Raw genomic sequence first — 26,503 nt, 5'->3', positions numbered from 1 at the left:
GTGCCTGTTGAAAGAAATGGCCGTGGTTAAGAGATTCTTAATCATCGTTAACAGCAGCCGTCGTTAACACACTAGAAGTTCTGCGAATTCCGGTTTCGGTCGCGATTGGGGCGGAGACGGGTCAGAATCGCGGCAAACCTGCGGCAAATGGGGCGGTAACAAAGCATTAACCATTGCTGTGCTTGGCTCACCACACGGGCGCCAGCTGCGCCCACCGCACCGGATTGCCGTCATGATTCCCGACCTGGAACGGATCGAATGGATGCCCTCGCCGCCGCTGGTGCCCGATGACGGGCCGATCAGCCTGGATCTGCTGCGCCACATGACGCTCGGCGATGCCGAGCTGGAGCGCGAGGTCCTCGGCATGTTCTCCAGCCAGGCTGTCCGCCTGCTGGAACGGCTGCAGGTGATGCCCGAGGACACGGCTTCGGTGGTCCACACCCTCAAGGGGGCAGCCCGCGCGATCGGGGCGCTGGATGTCGCCGACGCGGCCGAAGGGCTCGAGGCGGCGCTGCGCGACGGGGATCCGGCCGACGCCTTGGCCTGGCTCGGGACCGCCGTGGCGCAGGCGCGCGCGGCGATCGCGGACATGATCGGCGCGGCCTGACGGCACGGCGCCGGCGCCACTAGCGCGGAGCGGAGCGGTCCGTTATAGGACAGCCCGACCTCATTCCCTCCGCAGTACGAGCGCACATGGCCAAGATCACCTTTGTCGACCATACCGGCGAATCCCGAACCGTTGAGATCGAAAACGGCGCGACCGTGATGGAAGCGGCCATCCGCAACGCCATCCCCGGCATCGAGGCCGAGTGCGGCGGCGCCTGCGCCTGCGCGACCTGCCATGTCTATGTCGACGAAGCCTGGCGCGAGAAGGTCGGCCCGCCGACCCCGATGGAAGAGGACATGCTCGATTTCGGCTACGACGTGCGGCCGAACTCGCGTCTGTCCTGCCAGATCAAGGTGTCCGACGAGCTCAACGGGCTCGTGGTCTCCACCCCCGAGCGCCAGGCCTGAGCGCGTCGCGCCGCGGCCGTGGCGGCAACGGTGCCGGATGATCGACGCAGCGCTCATGCAGAGGGCATCAGCGCTATGCCGCGCCGGGTCCAGGGCTGCAGCGCGTCGATCAGCTTCGGCGTCAGCGCCGCCGGCCTGCGCGTCACCTCGTCGATCAGCACCATCACCGCGGTCGCCGAGGCCACGCAGCGGCCGTCGGAGAACACGACCTGCTCTGACGTCACCGACGTCCGCCCGAGCTTGACGACCCCCAATCCGAGCTCGATTCCGCCTGGCCAGCGCAGCTCGGCGCGAAAGTGCATGTCGAGCCGCACCATGATCCAGGCCAGCCCCTCCTGCGTCAGGCCATGGCGCGGATCCTTCATCAGCGTCACCCGTCCGGTCTCGAAATACGTCGCATAGACCGCATTGTTGACGTGCTGGTTCGGATCGAGGTCGCCAAAGCGCACATTGTCCGTGAGGCGGTAGGGGAAGTCCTCCAGAACGGGGCTCTGGTCGCGGCGGGCCGTCTCTGTCACCGATTGATCTCCATCATTTCATCACCTCTTCAAACCCCGCTAGACCGGCGGCTGCAAGCCGGGCGAGGGGCGGCTTTTGTGCCTTCCCTGCGACCGCCCCGTTGGCTACAAATTCGGAACCGCCATCTGCCGCCATCTTCCGAGCGGCGCCTCCAACGAGAAGAGCGACATGAGCGAAGCGATCAAGACCGATGTGCTGATTATTGGCGCGGGCCCGTGCGGACTGTTTGCCGTGTTTGAACTGGGGCTGCTCGACATCAAGGCGCATCTGATCGACATCCTCGACAAGGTCGGCGGGCAGTGCGCCGAGCTCTATCCGGAGAAGCCGATCTACGACATTCCCGGCGTGCCGATGGTCACGGGGCAGGGCCTCACCGACCAGCTGATGGAGCAGATCAAGCCGTTCAGCCCGACCTTCCATCTCGGTGAGATGGTCGAGAAGGTGGAGAAGATCGGCGACCCCGGTTTCCGTGTGACCACGGATGCCGGCAAGGTGTTCGAGTGCAAGATCGTGGTGATCGCCGCCGGCGGCGGCTCGTTCCAGCCGAAGCGTCCGCCGGTGCCGGGCATCGAGGCCTATGAGGGCACCTCGGTGTTCTATGCCGTGCGCAAGATGGAGCAGTTCCGCGACAAGCATGTCGTCATCGTCGGCGGCGGCGATTCCGCGCTCGACTGGACGCTCAATCTGCATCCGCTGGCGAAGCGCATCACGCTGATCCACCGCCGCGACGACTTCCGCGCCGCGCCGCATAGCGTCGAACAGATGCGCGCGCTTGTCGCAGGCGGCAAAATGGACCTGCGCATCGGCCAAGTCACTGCGCTCGAAGGCGCCAATGGCCAGCTCTCCGCAGCGACCATCAAGGGCAATGATAACGCTGTCGAGACCATCCCCTGCGAGATGATGCTGCCGTTCTTCGGGTTGACGATGAAGCTCGGCCCGGTCGCCGAGTGGGGCCTCGCGCTCGAGCACAATCTCATTCCGGTCGAGACCTCGGCATTCGAGACCTCGGTGCCCGGCATCTTCGCGATCGGCGACATCAATACCTATCCGGGCAAGATCAAGCTGATTTTGTGCGGCTTCCACGAGGGTGCGCTGATGGCGCAGAAGGCGCACCGCTACGTCTATCCGGAGAAGCGGCTGGTGTTCCAGTACACGACCTCGTCGTCGAGCCTGCAGAAGAAGCTCGGCGTGAACTAATTGCTTCGCGGCGGGGAACCCGAGATCGTCCAGCCAACTCAAATGTGAAGAAATGTTTCCTGCGCGCGCTGGTTTCACCGGCGCGCGAGACCTGTTATGGGCTGGAACGGTCTTCGAAACCGCCGTACTGTGCGGCCTTTCGATTTGTGGATTGGTCAAGGTGAGACGATGATGCGCAATGCGTTTCTTCCCCGGCTTCGGCTGATGTCTGGTGCGACGACGCTCGCGATCGGCGCGCTCGTCGTTGCCGGCGCGCTGCTGACGCGGCCTGCGCTTGCGGCGGAGCCGACCGCGGCCGGGCTGTGGCAGAAGGTCGAGGACGGCAGGCCGGTCGGCTGGTTTCTCTTCATCGATCATGATGGCGTGTTCGAGGGCGTGATCGCCAAGACGTTTCCGCGTCCGACCGACAATCCGAACGAGGTCTGCTCGAAGTGCACCGACGATCGCAAGAATGCGCCGGTGCTCGGCATCTCCTTCGTACGCGACATGAAGCGTGAGGGCCTGAAATACGAAGGCGGCAACGTGCTCAACCCGCGCGACGGCAACATCTGGAAGGCCAACATGCGGGTCACGCCGGACGGCCAGTCGCTGATCCTGCACGGCTATCTCGGCATCTCGCTGTTCGGCAAGGACGAGACCTGGACGCGTCTGCCGGATACCAGCATGGCGGAGATCGATCCGGCGATCCTCGCCAAATATCTGCCGCCGCCGGCACCGGTCCCGGCGACAGCGCGTCCCGCGACCAAGCAGGCTCCGCCGCCGATGACGAAGAAGCCGCCGCCGCCGGCGGTGAAGTAGTTGTTCGGCGCTGACGTCGTCGCCGAAGCGCTGACGATACGTTCTCATTGTGATAGACATGATGTCGCGATCTCGCGGCGCGTGGCGTCCGAGCTGTGCAGGACTTGCCGCCCTCTGGAAGTGAGAGGGCGCAGGGAATGCCGGGTGAGAGCCTCACCCATGGCCCGCCTGCGAAAAAAATGCAGGCGGCAGGAACCACAGGCAAAGCCGATCAACCGGCATTCCCTGCGCGATGTTTGACGGCTTATACGTCCTCTCCCCGGGGACCGGCTGTCTTGCCCCCGTCACCCGCGCAACGCCAAAGCGTTGTCGCGAGCTTGGCATCAGCGTCGGGATGCCAGGACCGTGACGACTTCACCGTGCGCCCCGGTCGTTCGTCGGCATGATCAGATCACGCTGCGACCGATGGCGCCCATCGCATCCCGCACTCCACGCTCGTGACGACCGCGAACCGCCCCTCTCATGAGCACGGGATGGCTCAAGAGAGCATGGTTTCTGGAAAAAAGAAACGAATAAATTCGCTCGGCTTGGCTGGACGGTGCGTTCGGCCTGATCTGGTTGACGAATTTCGTCTTTGCCGAATGGCGCCCAGGCGCCGCCGACACCCTGCGCGATTGCGTTGACCGATGCCCGACGGGCGACTCGGGTCCGAGGCGGAGGGGGGCTGTGCTCTATGAAAATACGAAGCTCCCGCCACTCAAGATCCCGCGACTTTGTTACTCCGTCATGCCCGGGACAAGCCCGGCCATGACGACGCGGAGAGAGGCACGCGCAAATCTCCGATCGGAGATGCGTAGCTCTGCGGGCGGAGGGGACGCTGCGGTAACGCGGCTACTCCAGGCCCCCATTCGACGGCAGCGGCTGGCTGGTAACGTTGCCTTCAACCGCGTCGAGGCTGAGCACCTGCGCGGCGGCCGGAAAGGCCGCATCGGCCATCGCGGCGTGGCCTTCGGCGGTCGGGTGTACGGCGCCGCCATAGACCGCCGACAGCACGCCCCAGCCTGCGTCGTGAATATCGGCCGGCTGCATTGCCGCCGGCAGGCCCTGCGGATAGGTCATCGCCGAGAAGTAGCTGTCGTTGGCGTCGCGGATCCAGCGGGCGCGCGGCAGATAGGGGCGATATTCGCTGGCGCCGCGGCCACACAGCAGCGGCTCGTTGGCGGCGGAGACGATGTTCGGATCGAAGCTCTTGCCGTCGGCCGCGAAGCACTCGCGGTCGAACGCGGGATCCTGCGCGGAGCGGGCGCAGAAGCCGTGCTGCGCGAAGGCCGGCTGGTGTGCATCGACGAAGCTCATGCGATCGGTGCGCGGGTCGCGGCACAGCACGCCTGCGGTGCATTGCGCGAGCCCGCGCAGCGCCGGCAGAAACTCGTTCTCGACGAAGCCCGCGACATTGGCGAGCCGCTGCGGATTGGCGGTGAAGGAGGGGTGCACCTCGAAGCCGGCCGGACCGCCGGGGCAGGGCGTGCCCGGGCCGCTCAGCGCCGGGTTGCCATAGGAGGTGTAGATGACGCGCGCGAGATCGCCGACCAGCGGCTTGAGCGCCTCGCGCAGCTTGACGAAGCCCTGCGGCAGGTCGCGCGCCAGCTCGCCGCGCGACTCCTCGACCGAGCCGATCACGCCGGAGCGCTTGAACAGCGTGCGCTCGGTCGGCGTGTCGACGATGACGTCGGCGACTAGGCCGGAGAAGTTGATGTCGTTGGCGCCGATCGACAGCAGCACCAGGTCGAGCCGGCGATCCGGCTGCCGGCGCTTCGCGGCCGTCAGCGCCTCGCGCAGCTCGCCGAGCTGGCCGTTGACGCCGCCGGCGCAGGTCGTGATCGAACGCCCCGGCGCGCATTCGCGGGCACGCTGGCTGCCGAACAGGCCGTCGGCGATGGTCGCTCCGGTGCAGGCGAGCGGCAGATAGGTGACCGCAACGTGCGGATAGCGCACGGCCAGCGCCAGCGCGGTGCGGGTCTGATAGCTGTAGAGCGAGCGATGACAGGCCGCGTTCATCCAGACGGCGCTGTGCTTCTGCCAGTTCTGCAGCGTGTCCGGCGCCTCGCAGGCGCGGCCGCCCTTGAAGCCGGCGCGGCTTGGCCGGTAATATTGTCCAGAGGCGCCGCCGAGATAGGAGCGGAAGCAGAAGCCGTCGTCTGCCAGCGCGACGGGACGGTCGGGGTTGCCTTCCCCCGCGGCGATGCTGTCGCCGAGACCCGCGATGAAGACGTCCCGGACCTGGATGCCGGTCTGAGCCCGCTGGGTGCCCTCGGCGCTGGTGACGTCGACGGTGGCGACGGTCTGGCGTCCGTAGCGGACGCGCAGATTGACCGGCTCGGCGCAGTCGAAGGTCGAGGTCTGCGGCCCGTCGCCATCGTCGAACGACCAGGCGCAGGTGGCGCCCACCGGCACCGGCCCGGTCAGGCGCACGGAGACCGGATGATCGATCGGCGTCAGATAGCTTTCCTTGACGTTGTCGCGGGTGCACGGCTCGTTGACGCGGCCGGTGAGGTCGATGCACAGCCGGTTGACGATGTTGCGCGCCCAGCCGCGGCCGTCGCTCTGGATCGCGAGAGCCTGCTCGGCGGCGAGGATGGAGCGGTCGCGCGTGGTCTCGGCATGCAGCAGGAAGTCGCGCTCTTCGCGGAACAGCCGGAAGCGGTTGCGCACCTCCCAGGTGATCTGCAGCTGCGAAGCGCCGAGCTGCGCGGCGGCCGGGCGGGTGGCGAAAGGGGCGAGCAGGCCGGCCAGCACGCAGGCGGCAAGCATCGGACGAAGGGACATTCGGTTCATGCGCCAGGATTCACGTCAGCCATGGGGCGGAAATAAGAGTGCAGCGCGGAAGGTCAACCGCGCCGCTCGCAAACTCTCGTGCAAGGCCTACGGATCAACCCTGCGAGTGTCGCTTGATCCGCTGCGGGACGGCGGCGGGCGCGGTCGCTGCCGCGCGCTTGGCGGCGATCTCGTCGGAGACCGCCGCCTGCAGCCGGCGCCGCTCCTGCCACGGCTTGACGACGCTGAGCCAGATTTCCCTGGTTCCCATGATCGAGATCGCAATCGCGAACGGGATCACGAAATACAGCACGCGGAACACCAGCAGGGTAGCGAGCAGCTGCTCGCGGCCGAACTGCGGCAGCGCCACCAGCATGGCGGCGTCGAACACGCCGAGGCTGCCGGGCGCGTGACTGGCGAAGCCGAGCAGGGTGGCAAGGATGAACACCACCGACAGCGACAAAAAGTCGATCGGCGGGTTCGACGGCACCAGCAGGTACATCGCAAGCGCGCAGAAGCCGAGATCGACGACGCCGATCAGGATCTGCACCAGCGTGAGCTGGGCCGAGGGCAGCACCACCTTCCAGCCGTTCTGGCCGAGCTGGCGCCGGTTCTTGCCGGCGGTCAGCCAACCGAGATAGGCGAAGATCGCCCCGAGGATGCCGATCGCGATCAGCTGATTGATCGCCGGGGGCAGCTGGTCCATCGACGAGGCCGCGGCCGGATGCAGGGTCATGCCGATGCCGAGCACGAACAGGTTGCCGAGCCAGAAGGTCAGTCCCGACAGGAAGCAGATCTTGGCGACGTCGATCGCCGACAGGCCATAGTCCGAATAGATCCGGAACCGGATGGCGCCGCCGGTGAACACCGTGGCGCCGACGTTGTGGCCGATCGAATAGCTGGTGAAGGCGCTCATCGCGGCGATGCGATAGGGCACGTGTTTCTTGCCAATCGTTCGCAGCGCAAAATAGTCGTAGAACGTCAGCGTGCAGAACGCGCCGACCACACACAAGGCCGCGAGCGCAATGTGACCGGGCGGAATCTCGGTCAGCGCGGTCAGGATGACGCCGGCGTCGACACCCTTGAGGGTGCGCACGAGCGTGGTGATCGCGAAGGCGATGATCGCAAGGCTCGCTGCAATCCCCAGCCGCTTCCAGCCGATCCATTTCTTGAAGCCACGCGACAGCGTGGTCAGCAGGCCTTGCATTCATCCTCCCGGCGGGGCGGCATCAAATCTTTGAAGAAGGGCGAAACCATTGAACGATGTGGGCGGGCAATCCTTGATAGCCTGTTCCTTAAGCTAAAACGCGCGCTTTGTGCAGTCCTTGACACAACGCAGCTCCGACTTCGCTTCGCGGGTCTGTCACACTCCAGTCACATGGCCAATCACATGGCCGAGGGAATGCGGCCGCCTTGGTTTGGTCCCAATGGTTACCTGAACGGTTCGATCTCGACAGCCTTGGTTCCGGCTGGTGCGTCCAATGGCGCCGGAACAACCTCCGTATCAACCGGTTAGCCGCCCGCGGGCGCAAGCGAACATGGTCACGGCCGGTCGGGCGGGGTGCCGTGTTCCGAACCAGAGGACGTCAGGCAAATGGGACTGTTCACCAAGGACATCAAGACGATGAACGATCTGTTCGTTCATCAGCTGCAGGACATCTATTACGCCGAGAACCAGCTCGTCAAAGCGCTGCCGAAAATGGCAGACAAGGCGACCGATCAGCAGCTGAAGCAGGGCTTTCTGACCCATCTCGAGGAAACCCGCACGCATGTGAAGCGGCTGGAGCAGGTGTTCGAAATGCACGGCATCGCGCCGAAGGCGGTCGATTGCCCGGCGATCGACGGCATCATCGAGGAGGCCGAGGAGGTCGCCGGCGAAGTCGCCGACAAGACCGTGCTGGACGCGGCGTTGATCAATGCCGGCCAGGCCGCCGAGCATTACGAGATCACCCGCTACGGCAGCCTCGTCGCCTGGGCCAAGCAGCTCGGCCGCAGCGACTGCGCCGCGGTGCTGCAGAAGACGCTCGACGAGGAGAAGGCGACCGACATGAAGCTGACCAAGCTCGCCGAGACCAGCGTCAATCTGCGCGCGGCCTCCTGACGTCAGCAGCCATGAGACAAAACGCCGCGCCCCGCGCGGCGTTTTGCTTGGGGAGAGCAGGGCAGCAAAGCCTAGGCACCGACGCTCATCTCACACTTCGATCGATACCGAAGCATCATTGTGACATGACAGGGTAAGATCGGACCGTTGCCTCGACAGGAGGTCCGGCATGAAGCTCTCTTCATCAACGGCCGTCGCACCGATCTCAGACGCGCCATTCGCTTCCCCCTCGCGTCTGCGGGGCGCGCTGACGCTGGCGGCGATGAGCCTGGGCTTCGGCGTCGTCCAGCTCGACATCACGATCGTCAACACCGCGCTGGAAAGCATCCGTACCGCGCTCGGCGGCGATGTCGCCGAGCTGCAATGGGTGGTGAATGCCTACACCATCGCCTTTGCCGCCTTCATCCTGACGGCGGGCGCGCTCGGCGACCGTCTCGGCGCGAGGCGCGTCTTCATCGCCGGGTTTGCGCTGTTTACGGCGGCCTCGCTCGGCTGCGCCCTGGCGCCGGATGCGATCAGCCTGGTGGCGCTGCGCGGCGTCCAGGGCCTCGCGGCGGCGCTGCTGGTGCCGAACTCGCTGGCGCTGCTCAACCATGCCTATCCGGATGCGAGGGCCCGGGGCCGGGCGGTCGGCATCTGGGCCGCCGGCGCCAGCCTGGCGCTGACCGCGGGGCCGTTCGTCGGCGGCGCGCTGATCGCGCTGGTCGGCTGGCGCGCCATCTTCGTCGTCAACCTGCCGATCGGCCTGGTCGGGCTCGGGTTGGCCAAGGCCTTCGCCCGGGAAACGCCGGTTCAGCCAGCGCGCGCGCTCGACCTGCCGGGGCAGGTCACGGCGGTGGCCGCACTCGGCGCGCTGGCAGCGGCAGTGATCGAGGCCGGCGTGCGTGGCTGGAGCGATGCGGGCGTGATGCTCGGCCTCGCCACGGCCCTCGTCGCCGGCGCGGCGTTCGTCTGGCAGGAGGGCCGGGGCGGACAGCCGATGCTGCCTCTGGCCCTGTTCGGCAATCGCCTGTTCGCGCGCTGTGCCCTGGTCGGGCTGCTCGCCAACATGGCGATGTATGGCCTGATCTTCGTGCTCAGCCTGTACTTTCAGGAGGTCGACGGGATGTCGCCGTTCACGACGGGACTGGCCTTCCTGCCAATGTTCGGCGTCGTATTCCCCATCAACCTGCTGGCGCCGCGTATCGCCGAGCGGGTCGGGCCGCGCACCACCATCGCGGTCGGCGCCGCGCTGTCGGCGGCCTCGTGCCTGGCGCTGCTGCAGGCCGCACCGGGCGCGCCTTATGCTGCCATTGCGCTGCAGCTGATCGGCCTGAGCTGCGGCCTCGGATTGATGGTGCCGCCGCTGACCTCGACCCTGCTCGGCAGCGTCGAGAGGTCACGCTCGGGCGTCGCCGCGGGAGTCCTGAACGCGACCCGGCAGAGCGGCAGCGTCATGGGCGTGGCGCTGTTCGGAGCGTTGATCGGACAGGCCGGCGCCTTCATGCACGGATTGCGGCTGTCGCTGATCATCGCCGCAGGCTTGATGCTCGCCGCGGCGGCGGTGATCCGCTCGGGCGGATCGGGCAGCGGCGCGCGCTAGCGGTCAGGTCTTGCGGAGCGCGAAATTGGCGCCGCAGAACGCCATCAGGGCGCCGAGGCACAGCGCGGCGAGGCCGGCCAGCACGCCGGACGCCGAGGGCCCGGGGCTCGGGCCCGAGATCGCCTGACCGATGCCCGCCAGCATCAGCACGCCGACCACGACCAGGAAGTTGCGCATGCGCTGCGGGAGTTCGCCGGACACCGCGCTGTGCATGATGTTGGCGATGAAATAGCCCGAGGAGAAGCCGACGGTCGCGATCAGCCACCACGCGATCGCCGAGCCGGCCGGCATGAAGGCGCCTTCCGCTGGCCCTTGGCTCTGCCACAGCCCGCCGAGATCGAGCCCGTAGCGGGCGCCGAGCATGTGCACGGCGAGCGCCAGCAGCACGCCGGCGGCCATGGCGCCGGCCAGGATCAGGCGCCGCGGAAAATAGATCGTTTCGCTCATTCTCCGTTTGTAGGATAAGGCGCGCGCCTCACGCAACAGGACCGATCCATTTCCGAGACCACCACCACAGCCGGCGCCGACCCGATCCGCTACGCCTACAAGGCGTCGCTGATCGGCGCGGCACAGGCGTTCGAGCTGACGGAGCAGGGCCTGTCGTGGCGGTTCGCCGGCCGTACCGGCCTGTGGCCTTACGCCGACATTGCCGCGATCCGGCTGTCGTTCCGGCCGGTGTCGATGCAGGCGAAACGCTTCCGCGCCGACATCACCCATCGCGACGGCCGCCGCCTCAGCATCATCTCGACCTCCTGGCAGACTGCGACCCTGATGGCGCCGCAGAGCGAGGCCTATCGTGCCTTCATCGTGGCGCTGCACGCGCGGCTCGCCGCCAGCGGCAGCACCGCGCGGCTCACCGCGGGCCTCGGCCGCTTCACCTATCGCGCAGCGCTCGCGATCGTCGCATTGCTCGCGGTGGCGATGGCCGGGCTGCTGGTGCGGGCGCTGATCATCCGCGAATGGTCCGGCGCGCTGTTCCTGATCGGCTTCGCCGCGCTGTTCGCCTGGTATGTCGGCGGCTTCATCACCCGCAACCAGCCGCGCAACTACACATTCACGGACGTTCCGGCCCAGCTGCTGCCGTGATCACGCGGCGACATCGTCGGTGATCGAAATTGACCGCGCGCAGCGGCCGATCATGCGAGGATGCACGGCCGTTGTTGGAGAGGGATCATGCAGGATCGGAGCTTGCGCATGCCTGAGGCCGATGAGATCGCCGCGATCACCGCGCGGCATTTCGCCGATACCCCGCTGCGTCCCGCCGATCTGCTGTTCGTGTTCGGCACCCGTGTCGAGGAGGAACTGCGCGCCGAGACCGCGGTGAAGCTCTGGCAGCAGGGCTATTTTCGCCACGCCATCGTCAGCGGCGGCATCACGCCGGGCGCGCATCTTTCGGAGTGCACGCTGATCAAGGCCGCCATGGTCCGGCGCGGCATTCCGGCCGAGCGCATTCTCGAAGAGCACCGCGCCACAAACACCGGCGAGAACGTGCTGTTCGCGCTGCCGGTTATCGACACAGCTCTTGGCCTCGCCAATGTCAGCAGCGTGATCTGCCTCGGCAACAGCTGGACCGCACGCCGCTATGCCATGACGGTGCAGCGGCACTGGCCGCAGGTGGAGAAGATGCTGCTGACGGTCGACGGCTTCGGCGTGCCGCGGCATCTCTGGCACACCCATCCCGAATTTCGCCGCCGCGTCCTCAGCGAGTGGGACAAGATCGGGCCGTACAAGGCGAAGGGGTTCATTGCGGAGTGGCCGTGATGCAGAAAGCTCCAGGCCTCCCCCTCGTCGCGTAGGGTGGGCAAAGCGGCCGCCGCCAGGCGGCAGCGTGCCCACCGCGGATCAGCGAACTCATCAGCATGATGGTGGGCACGGCGCGCGCAGACTGCGTAGACTAACAGGAATCTCCCGGGCGCGCCTTTGCCCACCCTACGCAGCGGGGCTGTCCGTGCGCCTCACGGCCTGACCACCAGCACCGAGCATTTCGCGTAGCGCACCACGTGCCCCGCGTTGCTGCCGAGGAAGTACGTCCGCATCGCCGGGCGGTGCGAGGTCATGACGATCAGGTCGGCATGGACCTTGGCGGCTTCTTCCAGGATCTCGTGATAGATGCCGCCCTGGCGTACCGTGTAGCTGATGCGCTCGGCCGGGATGCCGGATTCGCGCGCCACGATCGACAGCGCTTCCTCCGCGGTCTCGCGCTGCTGGGCGTCGAAATCGGCCGGAACGTATTCGGCGAGCATCACCGGGGTCATCGGCATGACGTTCAGGAGATGCACCGTGCCGCTCCAGGTCTGCGCCAGCGTCGCCGCGGTCGCGATGGCCGGCTTGGCGAGGTCGGTGTCGGCCAGATCGATCGGAACGAGAATCGATTTGAACATCGCGAGGCCTCCTGATTGCGCGAGCGCATTACGCGCCGCGCCAGGCTGCCGTGTCAATCGACCGAACCGTGCTTGAGCAGCTTCGGCGTCACGAACATCCTGAGATCGCCGCGCGTGAAGCTGACGTCGGTCCAGTCGTCGCTGGCGAAGTCGAGCACGGCAAGCGCCGCCGTGGGCATGTTGCGCGCCAGCTCGTGGCGGCCATCGGCATCGCCCTGGCCGGTGAGCGCCAGCGCCAGCTCGTGCAGGCCGGGATTGTGACCGACCACCAGCAGCACTTTCGGATCAGGCGCCGCGGCGAGGCGGATCTGATGCAGGATCTGCATCGCCTCGGCGGCGTAGAGCTCCGGAACGGACTCGACCCGCGGCGCGGCGACGCGGTCCTGCATCGCCGCCCAGGCGAGCTCCCAGGTCTGCTGTGCCCGGACCGCGGTCGACACCAGCACGAGCTCGGGCGCAAGCGGATGGCCGGCGATGAAGTCGCCGATCTCTGCGGCATCCTGATGCCCACGCTCGTCGAGACGGCGGTCCTGGTCGCGGCCTGACGGCGCGTCGGTCTCGGTCTTGGCGTGGCGCAGCAGCATCAATCGGCGCATGGAATTCGGTCTCGAATCGTTCAGGCTGTGTCAGGCTGTACCACGTCTCTTTATCGCCATTAAAAGCGTCATGACGTCCGGCACAGGGTTCGCTAAGAAAACGCCATGAGCGAGACTTCCACAAGCGTGAACGACGACGCGGATGCCGCAGCTGCGGCCGACCGTATCCGGCTGACTTTCGATCTCGACGTCGATGTCTGCATCATCGGCGCGGGGCTGGCCGGACTGACGACGGCGCTGTGCGCGGCGCGGCAGGGCGCCAGCGTTGCGGTGCTGGAAGGCCGCCATGTCGGCTGGAACGCCTCCGGCCACATGGTCGGCACGGTGCTGCCCGGATTCGACCTGGCTCTGCCGGAGCTGATCGAGCGCGTCGGGCTGCAGCAGGCCCGGGCGCTGTGGGCGTTGTCCTGGTCGGGCGCCGAGTTCATCCGGGCTCAGGCCACCGAGGCGGCGATGCCGGGCATCGCCATGAGCGACGGCGCGCTCGAGGTCTCCAACGTCGATGCCGGCGACGCCCTGATCCGGCGCCTGCAGCTGCTGCACGAGGATTTCGGCACCGAGGTCGAGGGCTGGCAGGTCGAGCGCGTCCGCACCGAGCTCAAGACCAGCCGCTATTTCCACGGCGTGCACTACCCGCGCGCGTTCCAGCTCGACGGCCGCAAATACGTCCACGCGCTGGCGCGGCTCGCGCGCAAGGCGGGGGCGCGGATCTTCGAGGATACGCCGGTGGTCAGCATCGATGCGTCGGGCGTGCGCAAGCGCATCGTGACGCCGTCGGCGCGGATGCGGGCCTCGCACATCGTGCTGGCGGGGAACATCCATCTCGGCGCGCCCTTGCAGAAGCTGTCGGACACGCTGCTGCCGGTGTGGCGCTATGGCGGCGTTACCGCGCCGCTCGGTGATGGTCTGGCCGAGGCGATCGCGTTCAAAGGCTCGGTCCACGACACCGACGGGATCGACCATTTCCGCATCGTCGACGGCGACCGGCTGATGTGGGCGAGCCCGGAGACCACCTGGGACGCCCGCCCGAGCGGCTTCGCCTCGGCCCTGCAGCGCCGGATCCGGACCGTGTTCCCGCAGCTCGGCCGGGTCGAGATCACCGAGACCTTCGGCGGCGTCACCGGTCAGACCGTGCACGGCATGCCGCAGATCGGACAGTTGCGCAAAGGCCTGTGGGTCGCGAGCGGCTTCGGCCGCCAGGGCATGAACACCTCGGCAATGGCCGGGCAATTGATCTCGCAGGCGATCCTGGCCGGCGACGACCGCTGGAAGCTGTTCTCGCCGTTCGAACTGGTGTGGGCCGGCGGCCTCAGCGGCCGGGTCGCCGGACATGTCGTCAATCTCTGGGTCCGCGGCCGCTCTGCTGCGGCCGGAACCTTGGCGCGGCATCGCGAACGGGCGCGGGCGCAGGAACGCGTCCGTGAGCTCAGGGCCGCGGAGGCCCGGCGGCAGGGCGCCCAGCGCCCGGGCTCCCGGCTGCCGCTGCGGCCGCAGCCGTCCGACCTGACCCGCCGTCCCGACGCCGGGGAGGGCGGCGCCTAGCTCGCAATAAAGTGAGACCATGGGAGCGCGCCCGACGTAACTTCGCGTGATCCCATCCGTAAGTCCGGTAACCCTATCGCCGTACGGAGACGTTCATGATCGACCGCCGCCTGATGTTCACCACTGCCGCCGGCCTGTTCGGCTTCGCCGCCTTGCGCTGGTTCGGCGGCTCCGCGCCGGCCCGCGCCGCCGAAAAGTTCGAGATCGAGAAGACCGAGGCGGAGTGGCGCGCCAAGCTGACGCCGGAGCAGTACGAAATCCTGCGCGAGGAGGGCACCGAGCGGCCCTGGACCAGCCCGCTGCTCAAGGAGCACCGCAAGGGCACCTTCGCCTGTGCCGGCTGCGACCTGCCGCTGTTCTCCTCGGAGACCAAATTCGACAGCGGCACTGGCTGGCCGAGCTTCTTCAAGCCGCTCGACAATGCGGTCGCCACGCGCCACGACAAGACCTACGGCATGGTCCGCACCGAGGTGCATTGCCGCCGCTGCGGCGGCCATCTCGGCCACGTGTTCGACGACGGCCCCAAGCCGACCGGACTGCGCTACTGCATGGACGGATTGTCGCTGGCGTTCCATCCGGCCAATCCGTCGTCCACCTGAGAAAAAATCTGCGCCTGGATTGCCGCGCGCGTGCGTTGAAGACCTGAAAAGCGGGTCTTCACGACGCGCCGGCATCTGCGCGCAGCAGCCGTGCCGGGCGGCGCTGGTGCACGCGCCGGCCCGGCAAGAACTGCCCGCTCGGCAATTGTTCACCAGTTTTGCCAGCGCTTTTTTCACGTCGTTATTTTTCAAGCCGTTGATTTTGCAGCAAATTCACATCTGGCACGGCGATTGCGACAGCTCTCCACGAAAACGCGGTCCGGGGCGAACCGGCCGTAGGGTCAATGTGGAGAGATTGGTATGGGTATCTTCGACGCGATGAACACCTCGGTGAGCGGCCTGTCCGCTCAATCATTCGCGCTGCAGAACATTTCCGGCAACATCGCGAACGCCTCGACCACCGGCTACAAGGGCATCGGCACCAGCTTCGAAGACCTCATTCCCAACGCCACCAACCCGACCCGGCAGAACGCCGGCGGCGTCACCGCCTTCGCCAAGGCGACCATCACCACCCAGGGCACCGTCTCGACGTCCTCGGTCGCCACCAACATGGCGATCAACGGCGACGGCTTCTTCAACGTGCAGAAGGCCTCGTCGGTCGTCGACAACGTCCCGGTCTTCACCGGCGTCACCGACTACACCCGCCGCGGCGACTTCCAGCTCAACGCCAACGGCAACCTGATCAACGGCGCCGGCTACTATCTGATGGGCGTCGCGGTCGACGCCAAGACCGGCAACGCGACCGGCAACGTGCCGACGGTGCTGCAGTTCGCCAACAACTTCGTGCCCGCGCAGGCGACCACCGCCATTCAATACGCCGCCAACCTGCCGACCCAGCCCAAGACCGGCGCCAGCGGCAATGCGGCGACCGGCACGCTGGTCGCGGCCGGCGGCCTCAACTCGGCCGACCTGTCCAACGTGCCGCTGCCGGTCGGTACCAATTTCTACTACGACAAGACGGTGACCGGCACCACGGCTCAGAACAAGGTCCCGGCGCAGATCACGACCTCGACATTGCTGAGCGGCGCCAGCGGCGACTCGATCTCGTCCAATTTCGCCACGGGCGATACGATCGTGATGACCGGCAGCGCCGGCGACGTCGTCACCTTCTCCTTCGTTGCCTCCGGTGCGTCGGGCAACCAGATCAACATCACCGACTCCGTCGGCACGCTGCTCGCCAAGATCGGCGCTGTGACGGGCGTGCAGCCGACCATCACGGGTGGCCAGATCACGCTGCATTCCGGTAGCGGCGAGGACTGGACGTTGACCAGCGCAGCCACAGGCTTCACCGCGCTCGGCTTCACGTCGCCGTTGAGCTTAGCGCGCAATTCCAGCGCCGGCACAGGCATCGTGATCGGCAACGATCTCACCAACTTCAACAACGAGACCATCTCCGGCGGCGCGGTCACGACCTACAACGCGGCCGGTACGCCGGTGAACGTGCAGTTGCGCTGGGGCAAGACCGATAGCGCGACGCTCGGCACCGGCCACAAGGACACCTGGAACCTGTTCTACCAGACCAACTCCAGCGCCACCGGCTCGACGGTGGCCTGGCAGAACGTCGGCACCAATTTCCAGTTCGCCTCCGACGGCTCGCTGACCTCGCCGACGACCTCCAACATCTCGATCCCGAACGTCGTCGTCGACGGCACCACGCTGGGCACCGTCAGCCTCAACATCTCCTCGGGCGGGCTGACGCAATATGCCAGCACGATCGGCTCGGCGACGATCAACAACATCTCGCAGAACGGCTTCGCCGCCGGTCAGCTGCAGTCGGTCGCCGTCAACAACAGCGGCATCGTCACCGGCACGTTCTCCAACGGCCAGACCATCAATTTGGCGCAGGTGACCTTGTCGCACTTCAACGGCACCAACTACCTGAAGGCGCTCGACGGCGGCGCCTATGAGGCGACCGACCAGTCCGGCCAGGCCATCATCGGCGCCTCCGGCAAGATCTCGGGCGGCTCGCTCGAGGGCTCCAACACCGACATCGCCGACGAGTTCACCAAGTTGATCGTCACCCAGCAGGCCTATTCGGCCAACACCAAGGTGATCACCACGGCCAACTCCATGGTGCAGGATCTTCTGAACGTGCTGCGCTGACGCGCAGCCACGTGGCAGTTGAATTGACATAAGGCAAACGAACATGGGTTTGAGTTCAGCCCTCGCCACCGCGATGTCCGGCCTGCGCTCGACGCAGGCGGCGCTGTCGATCATCTCGTCGAACGTCTCCAACGCCAACACGCCTGGCTACGTCGCGCAGAACCCGAACCAGATCGAGGTCGCCAGCGGCGGCTTCGGCTCGACGGTGATGACGACAGGCGTCAATCGCCAGCTCGACCTGTTCGTGCAGAACCAGCTCCGCACCGAGACCTCGGGCGGAGCCTATGCCAATCAAATGGCCAACATCCTGACCCAGCTGCAGAGCGTGTACGGCACGCCCGGCGGCAGCGGCACCCTGGAGACGGCGCTCAACAACTTCACGACTGCGCTGCAGTCGCTGTCCAACAATCCGAGCAACCAGTCGGCGCAGTCGGTGGCGCTGTCGGCCGCGCAGGGCCTCGCGCAGCAGCTCAATGCGACCACCAAGGGCATCCAGACCCTGCGCACCAATGTCGAGCAGGACATCGGCGATTCGGCGACTCAGGCCAACGCCGCGATCTCGCAGATCGCCACCCTGAACACGCAGCTGCAGGGCCTCAGCCCGTCGGATCCGCTGACCGCCACGCTGCAGGACCAGCGCGACAACGCGATCGACACGCTGTCAAAATTTGTCGACATCCGCGTCGTGTCGGACTCGACTAACGGCGTCAGCATCTTCACCAATTCCGGCGTGCAGCTGGTCGGTGCAGGCCTGAGCTCGCAGTTCACCTTCTCCTCGCCGGGCACGCTCGACGCCACCTCGCAATACAACAGCAACCCGACCAAGAACGGCGTTGGGCAGCTCAACATCAAGCTCTCCAACGGCGTCACGCTCGATGTCGTCGCCAACAATCTCTTGAACTCGGGCCAGATCGCGGCCGACCTCAAGCTGCGTGACCAGACCCTGGTGCAGGCGCAGACCCAGGTCGACCAGCTCGCGGCGACGATGGCTTCGGCGCTGTCCGACAAGACCACGGCCGGCACCGCGGTGACCGGGCCGCCGGCCGGCTTCGACGTCTCGACGACAGGGCTCCTGGCCGGCAACACGATCAACCTGACCTACACGGATTCGAGCAACGTCCAGCGCCAGGTCAAGATCGTCAACGTCAACGACCCGGCCGCGCTGCCGCTGCAGAACGCCACCGGCGCCAATCCGTCCTATGTCGGCGTCGACTTCTCGCTCGGCATGGCCTCGGTGGTCTCGCAGCTCAATAGCGCGCTCGGGTCGGCGCATCTGCAGTTCGCCAATCCCTCCGGCACGACGCTGCGCATCACCGACGACGGCACCAGCCAGGCGACGGTGAAGGCGGCATCGACCACGACCACGGTGCAGACGCTCGCCAGTGGCAACGCGCAACTGCCGGTGTTCACCGACGGCGGCGCGCTGTACACCGGCGCGATCACCTCGACCGGCTCGCAGATGACGGGACTCGCCGGGCGGCTCAACGTCAATCCGGCGCTGCTCAACGATGCGACCAAGCTGTCGACCTATTCGACCTCGCCGCAGACGGCGGCGGGCGATGCGACCCGGCCGGACTTCATTTTTGCGCAACTGACCTCGGCGACGTTCAGCTACTCGCCGACGACCGGGCTCGGCTCGCCGGCGCAGCCGTTCCAGGGCACCGTGTCGGGCTATCTGCAGCAGTTCGTCAGCCAGCAAGGCAGCGCCGCGACGCTCGCGACGCAGCTCAGCCAGGGCCAAAGCGTCGTCGTCTCGACGCTGAAGGAAAAATTCAACGCCACGGCCGGGGTCAACATGGACAGCGAGATGTCCAACCTGATCCAGGTCCAGAACACCTACGCGGCCAATGCCCATATCATGTCCGTCGTGCAGAGCATGATGCAGAGCCTGCTCCAGGCCTTTCAGTAAGGTGCGTGTCAGATGACGATCAGCAGTGTCAATTACGGAACGTCTCTGCTCGGCCTGTCCGTGCGGAACATCTCCAAGCAGCTCGCGGACCTCTCGACCCAGCTGTCGAGCGGCACCAAGGCGAACAACTACGCCGGGATGGGGCCCGACGAGGGTTTCGCCGTCGCGGCGCGGGCGCAGTTGTCGAACATCTCCGCCTTCACGCTGACGATGACCCACGTCAACACGGTGATCGGCGCGGTCAACACCTCGCTGCAGTCGCTGTCGAAGATCAACGACCAAGTGCAGAACGGGGCGTCGGCGACGCCGCAGAACCTGACCAGCACCGGCCAGACCACCGGACAGCTGACGGCCTCGTCGAACCTGTCGGCCATCGTCGGCATCCTCAACACCCAGGTCGGCGATCGCTTCATCTTCTCCGGCAGCGCGACCGACCGTCCGGCCATCGTGCCGGCCGACGAGATCCTGAACGGCACCGCCACCCAGGCCGGCCTCAAGCAGGTCATCGCCGAGCGGCGGCAGGCCGATCTCGGGCTCAATGGCCTCGGCCGCCTCAACCTCTCGGCCTCGGCGACGATGCCGATTACGCTTTCGGAGGACGTCGCCGGCTCGCCGTTCGGATTCAAGCTGAGCTCGGTGACGTCGTCGCTGACCAACGCCACCGTGACTGGGCCAACCGGCTCGCCAGCCGGCATCTCGGTCGACCTCACGGCCGGCAATCCCAACGCCGGCGATCAGATCGGCTTCACCTTCAAGCTGCCCGACGGCACCTCGGAATCGATCCAGCTGACCGCGTCGACCACGACGCCGGCGCCCGCCAACACCTTCGCGATCGGCGCGACGCCCGCCGCGACTTCGGCGAACCTCAATGCCGCGCTGAACACGGCGATCACGACGCTCGCCAACACCTCGCTCGTCGCCGCCTCCGCGGTCACGGCCGGCGACAACTTCTTCAACACCGCGAGCGCGGTGTCGGGCACTGTCGTCAACAACAAGGCTGCAACTCCGGCACCGATCACCGGCGCGACGCTGCTGTCGGGCGGGTCGCCCAGCAATTCGATCGCGACCAACTTCGCCAGCGGCGACACGCTCACGGTGAATGGCCAGACGCTGACCTTCGTCGGCTCCGGCGCGAACGGCAACAACCAGATCAACATCACCGACAACGTGCAGACGCTGCTGTCGAAGATCGATACGCTGAGCGGCACATCGAAGGCCTCGACGGTGAGCGGCGGCGCGATCACGCTGCGCACCGACGATGCAGCGAGCTTCTCGGTCACCAGCTCGAATGCCGGCGCCCTGGCGGCGCTCGGCTTCTCCGGCACGGTCACCGCTCCGACGCCGCCATTGCGGGTCTCCGGCACGCCCTTGGGGTCGGCAACGAGCTTGGTCAACGGCTCCACGAACACCGTGTCCTGGTACACCGGCAACAACGGTCCGGGCTCGGCGCGCTCGACCGCGACCATCCGCATCGACACCTCCCAGAGCATCCAGTTCGGCGCCCAGGGCAACGAGTTCGCGATCCGCAACCTCGTGCAGCAGACCGCGGTCTATGCCGCCGTCAACACCCCGCCGGCGGGCGCCAATGCAGGGCAGCAGATCGGTGCGCTGAGCCAGCGCATCGCCTCCAACCTGACGCCGCAACTCGGCCAGCAGACGATCTCGGACATCCAGACCGACTTCGCCAACGCCCAGACCACGATGAAGGACGCCACAGCGCGGCAGACCCAGGCCAAGGCGGCGATGCAGAGCCTGGTCGACCAGACCGAGGGCATCTCGCAGCAGGAGGTCGCGAGCCAGATCCTGCAGCTGCAGACCAACCTCCAGGCCTCCTATCAGACGACGGCGATGCTGGCTCAGTTGACGCTCGTGAAGTACCTGTAAAATCACGGGGACGGCGGTTAGGTATTCGTTAACCACGTCTCTTTAGCTTTTGTTCAGATGTGGGGCGGGAGCCTCGTTTTCTGGAGGCTGACGTGAGTAACCCGACCGACGAGCGCATCCATCTGGTGATCGCGACACCATGTTTCGGCGGCCAGGTGTCGAGCATCTATGCGAGCTCGGTGTTCGCCTTGCAGCGCGAGCTGCGCGCCACGTCGAACGTCGATCTCACCGTCCACATGCGCGACGGCGACGCGCTGATCACCCGTGCCCGCGCCAATCTCGTCACGCTGTTCCTCAATGACCCCACGGCCACCCATCTGCTGTTCGTCGATGCCGATATCGGCTTCACGCCGAAGCAGGTGTTCCGGCTGATCGAATCCGGCGGTGACATGGTCGCGGGCGTCTATCCGGTCAAGAAGGTCAACTGGACCAAGGCGCGCCGCGCGATCCATACCAACCGCATGGACCTCCCGGCGGCTTCGCTCGACTACGTGCTCGAGGTCGACAATCCCGACCACGTCGCCGTGGTCAATGGCTTCACCCGCGTGCGCTACGCCGGCACCGGGTTCCTGATGATCCGCCGCCGCGTCATCGAGGCGATGATCGCGCATCCGGCCTACGCGCCGCTGCAGTTCTTCCGCGAGCACTCGCACGATGCGCTCGCCGGCAGCCCGAACCGGTTCGCGCTGTTCGAGTGCATGATCGAGCCCGACACCGGCACCTATCTCAGCGAGGATTTTGCTTTCTGCAAGCGGTGGACCGATCTCGGCGGCGAGATCTGGGCCGATCTCGACAGCCGTCTGGATCACGTCGGCCCCTCCGTCTTCCATGGCAATGTCGCCTCGCAATTCGCGTCGGCCGTAGCGGTTCCCACCGCTGCTGCCGCCGACGCAGCCTGATGATGATCCGATGAACTCGGCAGCGACCCGGTCGGAGATCAGGAACTCATCCGGCCCGGAGCGGCGCGCGCAGGGCGCTGTGACCGGACTGCGCGATCTGTTCGCATTGCTCGGCGATCTCCTGATCGATGGCGGCGATGCGCGTCTCGCGCTGGACCGTCCCTGGGGGCGCAACGCCTATGGCTGCCCGCCATCGCCCGCGCCCGACATGCTGTCCTTCGCATCGAGCACGGCCTCGCCGATCTCCGAGCGCGCCTATGCCCGCGTCGAGTTGGCGCGCGAGCAGTTGATGCATGCCGCGATCTCGCTCGGGCTCGAGCAGGCGCTCGACCGGCGCACCGAGGAGATGCGCTGCGAGCTGCGCCAGCATCTCGGCTTGTCCGGCGATGTCGACATCGTGTTCTCGCCATCGGGCACGGATTCGCAGCTGCATGCGCTGGCGCTGACGCGGTCGCTGCTCGGGGACGACGTCACTAGCGTGGTCATTGGCTCCGACCAGACCGGCAGCGGCACGGCCGCGAGCGCGCGCGGCCGTCATTTCAGCACGCGAACCGCGAGCGGCCTCGCCGTCACCAAGGATGCGCCGATCGAAGGCCTCGACGGCGATGCGGAGCAACTGCCGCTGCTCGATAGCACCACCATGCAGGCGCGCGGTGATATCGACGAAGCCGCGCTCGCTGCCGTCGAGACCCTCGTGCGCGACGGCCGCAACGTGCTGCTGCAGGTGATGGACTCCTCCAAGCTCGGCTGGCGGGCGCCGGACCGCGCCTGTCTGGACGAGGTGTCGCAACGCTGGCCCGGGCGCGTGCAGATCGTGGTCGACGCCTGCCAGATGCGGCTGAGCCCGGCGCGGCTGGCCGAGCATCTCGATCGCGGTCATCTCGTGCTGATCTCGGGATCCAAGTTCTTCGGCGGACCGGCCTTCAGCGGGGCGCTGCTCGTCCCGCGCGGGGTGTCATCGGCTTTGCGCAACGGTTATCCGATCGCGCCCGGCATCTTCGATTACGTCAATCGCAGCGACTGGCCGTCCGGCTGGAGCGATCTGCGGGCGCGCTCCGCGCCGCGCGCCAATATCGGCCAATGGCTGCGCTGGGAGGCCGCGCTGGAGGAGATCGCGGCCTATCACCAGGTGCCGGCTACGTTTCGCCGGATGGCGATCAGGCAGCTCGGTGAGGCGATCGAGAGCCTGCTGATGTTGTCGCCCGTGCTGCATCCGATTGCGACCGGCGCTGTCGTTGCCGATGACGGCGAGTTCGGCTTTGCCACGGTGTTCCCGTTCGCGCTCCAGCGCAACGGCGAACTGCTCGGCATCGGCGAGACCCAGGCGGTCTATCGCGCGCTGCAGCTGGATCTGAGCGGGCGGTTTCACGGGCGCATGGCGGACGTCGCTGCACGCCGGTGTCTGCTCGGCCAGCCCGTCCGGATCGAACGGCCGTCGGGCGCGCCAATCGCCGCCTTGCGGCTGTGCATCGGGGCGCGCCAGATCACCGAGGCGTGGTCTGACGACGTCACCAGTCGCCGCATCAATCTCGACGCCGATATCGACCGGATCGTGGACGTCGTCGCAAAAACAGAGCTGCTCGTGTCGGATGTGAGCAGCCAGGATCTCAGGGACATCTGCAATGCCAACTGATTTGCTCGCGCTGGCCGACACCGCCGGTGCAGGATGCGCTGACCGGGTCGGCATGGCCAAGATCGCCAAGGCCGCTTTCGACGGAGAGGACCTCGAGCCGCGATGGACCGCGTTGCTCGCCAAGATGCTCGGCGGCAGCGCCGAGGCGGGGGAGGGACTCGACCTCGCGCTGATCGCGCAGCTGCGCGGCGACAAGGCGTCGGGGCTGGCAATCCAGCACGACGTGCTGCAGTCCCACCAGCTCTATCGTGTCGCGGGCGGGCCCGCGGCGCCGCGGCTGCGTGTGCTCGCGTTGGCGGCCGCCACCGACATGGGCAGCAACACGCCGATCGAGTTTCTGCTCGAGGACACCGACATCGAGCTAATGCTGCTGTACGTCGTGCCGGGCGCCGCGCTGCCGGCGCCGCTGCCGGCCCATGACGTCGCCATCGTGATCGCCTCGGACTCGGAGGATTGTCAGCATACGCTGCGCGAGATCGACGCCGTGGCCGCGCGCTGGCCGCGCCCGCTGCTCAATCCGCCGCAGCAGATCTGGCATCTCGATCGCGACAAGCTGCATGCGCGGCTCGCCGGCATCGAGGGGCTGGTCATTCCGGCGACGCTGGCGGCCGGCCGCGACCTGCTGGTCGAGATCTCCGAAGAGCGCGAGTGGCTGAGCGCGGTCGCGGAGGACCTGACGTTTCCGATCATCATCCGGCCGCGTGGCTCGCATGCCGGCGTCGGGCTCGAGAAGGTCGATGAGGCAATCGAGCTCTCGCTCTATCTCGACGAGCGCGACGAGCAGGAGTTTTTCGTCTCGCGCTTCATCGACTATGCCAGCGAGGACGGCCTGTTCCGCAAGTACCGGGTCGTGTTCGTCGACGGCACGGCCTATGCGTGCCACATGGCGATCGCCAACCGCTGGGACATCTGGTACCTCAACGCCGGCATGGCGGCGAGCGAGAGCAAGCGCCTCGAAGAGGCGGCGTTCATGCAGACGTTCGACATCGGCTTCGGCCGGCGGCACCGCAGCGTGCTCGCCGCGATCGCCGAGCGCATCGGTCTCGACTATTTCATCATCGACTGCGCCGAGACCAGGGACGGTGCGCTGCTGGTGTTCGAAGCCGACAACACGGCGGTCGTGCACAACATGGATCCGCCGGACGTCTTCCCCTACAAGCCGCCGCAGATGCAGAAGATCTTCGCCGCCTTCGCGGCCATGGTCACTAGGCGCGCCGCATCGGCGGCGGAGCAGGCGGCGTGAGCGCCACCGCGCCCACCGATCATTCCGTGCGGCCGGCCGAGACGCTCGACCCGCAGAATTGGGACGAGGTGCGCGCGCAGGGGCATCGCATGCTCGACGACATGATCGACTACGTCGCCGGCATCCGCGATCGTCCGGTGTGGCAGCCGATGTCGCCCGAGACGCGGCGACGCTTTCGCAGCGAGCTGCCGCGCGCGCCGACCGATCTGGCCGCCGTCTATGCCGATTTCAACGAGCTCGTCGTTCCCCATGCCACCGGCAACGTCCATCCCGGTTTCATGGGCTGGGTGCATGGCGGCGGCACGGTGGTCGGCATGCTGGCGGAGATGCTGGCGGCGGGACTGAACGCCAATCTGGGCGGCCGGGACCACGCGCCGATCGAGATCGAGCGCCAGGTGGTGGACTGGACGCGGCAGCTGTTCGGCTTCCCGCAGGGCGCCAGCGGCCTGTTCGTCACCGGAACCTCGATGGCCAATCTGCTGGCCGTTCTCGTCGCAAGGCGTGCGGCGCTCGGCGCGCGCGTGCGCAGCGAAGGCATCGGCGAGGCCGGGCAGCGGCTGCGGGCCTACACGTCGAAGGCCGCGCATGGCTGCATCGCCAAGGCGATGGACATTGCTGGCCTCGGCAGCAACGCGCTCCAATGCATCGGGATCGATGCGGCGCACCGGATCGATGTCGCCGCATTGCGCGGCGCGATCGCCCGGGACCGCGCTGCGGGCCTGCATCCCTTTCTCGTCGTCGCCTCGGCAGGCACGGTCGACATCGGCGCGATCGACGATCTCACAGCGGTGGCGGAGCTCTGCCGCAGCGAAGGCTTGTGGTTTCACGTCGACGGCGCCTTCGGCGCGCTGGCGATGCTCTCGCCCGAGCTGGCGCCGAAGCTCGCCGGGATCGAGCGGGCCAATTCGATCGCGCTGGATTTCCACAAATGGGGGCAGGTGCCGTACGACGCCGGCTTCCTGCTGGTGCGTGACGGCGAGCAGCATCGCGAGGCCTTTGCGTCGCCCGCCGCCTATCTGCGCCGCGAGACGCGCGGCCTTGCCGCGGGCACCGAATGGCCCTGCGATCTCGGGCCGGATCTGTCGCGCGGCTTTCGGGCGCTGAAGACCTGGTTCACGCTGCGGACCTTCGGCGGCGATGCGCTCGGCGCCATGATGGCGAAGAGCTGCGAGCTCGCGCGCGATCTCGAAGCGCGCGTGCTGGCCGAGCCCGAGCTCGAGCTGCTCGCGCCGGTCAACCTCAACATCGTCTGCTTCCGTTACCGCGGTGATGACGCCGATGCCGTCAACGCCGAGATCGTCGCCGACATCCACGAGTCGGGCATCGCCGCGCCGTCGACGACGATGTTGGACGGACGGCTCGCGATCCGCGCCGCCATCGTCAACCATCGTACCCAACAGATCGATCTCGCTCGTCTGGTCGCAGCCGTCCTGAGCTTCGGACGGCAGCGCACAGGCGGCGACACGCCGCTGATCGAGATGTCCTCGCCGTCGATCGCACCCTGAAGCCGGCGGCCATTTTTCGGCATGTAACCGCGCGCGGACTGCGCGCGGCGACGGCCGTTCGAAGCCTTTTCAAAGGTGGTTTACAGGCAATGAAGGCGGCGGGCGTTTGGTAAATCCCTGAGCGTTTTCAACGCGGCCGTCGAGCGTCCAGGACGATCCCCGACTGCTCTAAGCCTCTGTCCGAGCGATTGAAGCCGGAGAGCGCCACAACCATTTCAGCGTTTGTTAGCCACTCTTGTTCACC

At 66.8% G+C, this 26,503-nt stretch carries 23 protein-coding genes; 17 read left to right on the top strand and 6 right to left on the bottom strand.

Annotation, left to right across the window (positions count from 1 at the left end; translation table 11 throughout):
* Nucleotides 1-232 precede the first annotated feature (232 nt).
* The gene (locus ACQR1I_RS13325) at nt 233-607 is read left to right on the top strand and encodes an Hpt domain-containing protein (protein WP_434865043.1); all 375 of its coding nucleotides are present in this window, start codon (nt 233-235) and stop codon (nt 605-607) included.
* An 86-nt stretch (nt 608-693) separates the two neighbouring features.
* Complete coding sequence (locus ACQR1I_RS13320; RefSeq protein ID WP_434865042.1) at nt 694-1,014, top strand: 2Fe-2S iron-sulfur cluster-binding protein; 321 nt, start codon at nt 694-696, stop codon at nt 1,012-1,014.
* Nucleotides 1,015-1,067: 53 nt separating this feature from the next.
* Here the strand turns inward: ACQR1I_RS13320 and ACQR1I_RS13315 are convergent, their stop codons facing one another.
* The gene (locus tag ACQR1I_RS13315) at nt 1,068-1,532 is read right to left on the bottom strand and encodes an acyl-CoA thioesterase (RefSeq protein WP_434865041.1); all 465 of its coding nucleotides are present in this window, start codon (nt 1,530-1,532) and stop codon (nt 1,068-1,070) included.
* Between the two features lie 169 nt (nt 1,533-1,701).
* Between ACQR1I_RS13315 and ACQR1I_RS13310 the strand changes: the two genes are divergently transcribed.
* Both ACQR1I_RS13310 and ACQR1I_RS13305 read left to right on the top strand, forming a co-directional pair.
* Nucleotides 1,702-2,730: an NAD(P)/FAD-dependent oxidoreductase gene (locus tag ACQR1I_RS13310; RefSeq protein ID WP_434865040.1), complete on the top strand. Its 1,029-nt coding sequence runs from the start codon at nt 1,702-1,704 to the stop codon at nt 2,728-2,730.
* A 171-nt stretch (nt 2,731-2,901) separates the two neighbouring features.
* Nucleotides 2,902-3,528, top strand: a complete 627-nt coding sequence (locus tag ACQR1I_RS13305; protein WP_434865139.1) for a DUF2147 domain-containing protein — start codon at nt 2,902-2,904, stop codon at nt 3,526-3,528.
* 831 nt (nt 3,529-4,359) lie between these two features.
* On the opposite strand, the gene ACQR1I_RS13300 is transcribed toward ACQR1I_RS13305, so the two are convergent.
* Together ACQR1I_RS13300 and ACQR1I_RS13295 are read right to left on the bottom strand one after the other, a co-directional pair.
* Nucleotides 4,360-6,303, bottom strand: a complete 1,944-nt coding sequence (locus ACQR1I_RS13300) for a hypothetical protein (RefSeq protein ID WP_434865039.1) — start codon at nt 6,301-6,303, stop codon at nt 4,360-4,362.
* A gap of 94 nt (nt 6,304-6,397) precedes the next feature.
* Nucleotides 6,398-7,489: a lysylphosphatidylglycerol synthase transmembrane domain-containing protein gene (locus ACQR1I_RS13295; RefSeq protein ID WP_434865038.1), complete on the bottom strand. Its 1,092-nt coding sequence runs from the start codon at nt 7,487-7,489 to the stop codon at nt 6,398-6,400.
* 387 nt (nt 7,490-7,876) lie between these two features.
* Here ACQR1I_RS13295 and ACQR1I_RS13290 point away from each other — a divergent pair, with 387 nt between their 5' ends.
* Both ACQR1I_RS13290 and ACQR1I_RS13285 read left to right on the top strand, forming a co-directional pair.
* Entirely contained in the window at nt 7,877-8,383 is a 507-nt protein-coding gene (locus ACQR1I_RS13290) for a ferritin-like domain-containing protein (protein ID WP_434865037.1), read from the top strand.
* A gap of 169 nt (nt 8,384-8,552) precedes the next feature.
* Entirely contained in the window at nt 8,553-9,965 is a 1,413-nt protein-coding gene (locus ACQR1I_RS13285; protein WP_434865036.1) for an MFS transporter, read from the top strand.
* A 3-nt stretch (nt 9,966-9,968) separates the two neighbouring features.
* On the opposite strand, the gene ACQR1I_RS13280 is transcribed toward ACQR1I_RS13285, so the two are convergent.
* Nucleotides 9,969-10,412 (bottom strand): hypothetical protein, encoded by a 444-nt coding sequence (locus ACQR1I_RS13280; protein ID WP_434865035.1) that lies wholly within the window; start codon nt 10,410-10,412, stop codon nt 9,969-9,971.
* A gap of 48 nt (nt 10,413-10,460) precedes the next feature.
* Here ACQR1I_RS13280 and ACQR1I_RS13275 point away from each other — a divergent pair, with 48 nt between their 5' ends.
* Nucleotides 10,461-11,051: a hypothetical protein gene (locus tag ACQR1I_RS13275; protein ID WP_434865138.1), complete on the top strand. Its 591-nt coding sequence runs from the start codon at nt 10,461-10,463 to the stop codon at nt 11,049-11,051.
* Between the two features lie 87 nt (nt 11,052-11,138).
* On the top strand, nt 11,139-11,726 hold the full coding sequence (locus tag ACQR1I_RS13270; RefSeq protein WP_434865034.1) for a YdcF family protein: 588 nt from the start codon (nt 11,139-11,141) through the stop codon (nt 11,724-11,726).
* A gap of 194 nt (nt 11,727-11,920) precedes the next feature.
* On the opposite strand, the gene ACQR1I_RS13265 is transcribed toward ACQR1I_RS13270, so the two are convergent.
* Entirely contained in the window at nt 11,921-12,346 is a 426-nt protein-coding gene (locus ACQR1I_RS13265) for a universal stress protein (protein ID WP_434865033.1), read from the bottom strand.
* A gap of 53 nt (nt 12,347-12,399) precedes the next feature.
* Entirely contained in the window at nt 12,400-12,942 is a 543-nt protein-coding gene (locus tag ACQR1I_RS13260) for a SixA phosphatase family protein (protein WP_434865032.1), read from the bottom strand.
* A 105-nt stretch (nt 12,943-13,047) separates the two neighbouring features.
* Between ACQR1I_RS13260 and ACQR1I_RS13255 the strand changes: the two genes are divergently transcribed.
* The 9 genes from ACQR1I_RS13255 to ACQR1I_RS13215 all read left to right on the top strand — a co-directional run bounded on the left by ACQR1I_RS13255 (nt 13,048) and on the right by ACQR1I_RS13215 (nt 26,259).
* Nucleotides 13,048-14,484 (top strand): NAD(P)/FAD-dependent oxidoreductase, encoded by a 1,437-nt coding sequence (locus tag ACQR1I_RS13255; protein WP_434865031.1) that lies wholly within the window; start codon nt 13,048-13,050, stop codon nt 14,482-14,484.
* 95 nt (nt 14,485-14,579) lie between these two features.
* Nucleotides 14,580-15,083 carry a peptide-methionine (R)-S-oxide reductase MsrB gene (gene msrB / locus ACQR1I_RS13250; protein WP_434865030.1) on the top strand — a complete coding sequence of 168 codons (504 nt, stop codon included), beginning with the start codon at nt 14,580-14,582 and terminating at the stop codon, nt 15,081-15,083.
* 300 nt (nt 15,084-15,383) lie between these two features.
* Entirely contained in the window at nt 15,384-17,186 is a 1,803-nt protein-coding gene (locus ACQR1I_RS13245; RefSeq protein WP_434865029.1) for a flagellar hook-basal body complex protein, read from the top strand.
* Nucleotides 17,187-17,229: 43 nt separating this feature from the next.
* Complete coding sequence (flgK, locus tag ACQR1I_RS13240) at nt 17,230-19,095, top strand: flagellar hook-associated protein FlgK (RefSeq protein WP_434865028.1); 1,866 nt, start codon at nt 17,230-17,232, stop codon at nt 19,093-19,095.
* A 12-nt stretch (nt 19,096-19,107) separates the two neighbouring features.
* Nucleotides 19,108-20,979 (top strand): flagellar protein, encoded by a 1,872-nt coding sequence (locus ACQR1I_RS13235; RefSeq protein WP_434865027.1) that lies wholly within the window; start codon nt 19,108-19,110, stop codon nt 20,977-20,979.
* A gap of 92 nt (nt 20,980-21,071) precedes the next feature.
* Nucleotides 21,072-21,878 carry a hypothetical protein gene (locus ACQR1I_RS13230; protein WP_434865026.1) on the top strand — a complete coding sequence of 269 codons (807 nt, stop codon included), beginning with the start codon at nt 21,072-21,074 and terminating at the stop codon, nt 21,876-21,878.
* Nucleotides 21,879-21,888: 10 nt separating this feature from the next.
* Nucleotides 21,889-23,511 carry a hypothetical protein gene (locus ACQR1I_RS13225; protein ID WP_434865025.1) on the top strand — a complete coding sequence of 541 codons (1,623 nt, stop codon included), beginning with the start codon at nt 21,889-21,891 and terminating at the stop codon, nt 23,509-23,511.
* 52 nt (nt 23,512-23,563) lie between these two features.
* On the top strand, nt 23,564-24,754 hold the full coding sequence (locus ACQR1I_RS13220; RefSeq protein ID WP_434865137.1) for an ATP-grasp domain-containing protein: 1,191 nt from the start codon (nt 23,564-23,566) through the stop codon (nt 24,752-24,754).
* Nucleotides 24,751-26,259: a pyridoxal phosphate-dependent decarboxylase family protein gene (locus tag ACQR1I_RS13215; protein WP_434865024.1), complete on the top strand. Its 1,509-nt coding sequence runs from the start codon at nt 24,751-24,753 to the stop codon at nt 26,257-26,259. The genes ACQR1I_RS13220 and ACQR1I_RS13215 overlap by 4 nt, the downstream gene beginning before the upstream one ends.
* The last annotated feature ends 244 nt before the right edge of the window (nt 26,260-26,503 follow it).

This window comes from Bradyrhizobium sp. HKCCYLS2038 (assembly GCF_051167655.1).
GTDB lineage: Bacteria > Pseudomonadota > Alphaproteobacteria > Rhizobiales > Xanthobacteraceae > Bradyrhizobium.
This window is presented reverse-complemented; position numbering and strand designations above follow the sequence as displayed.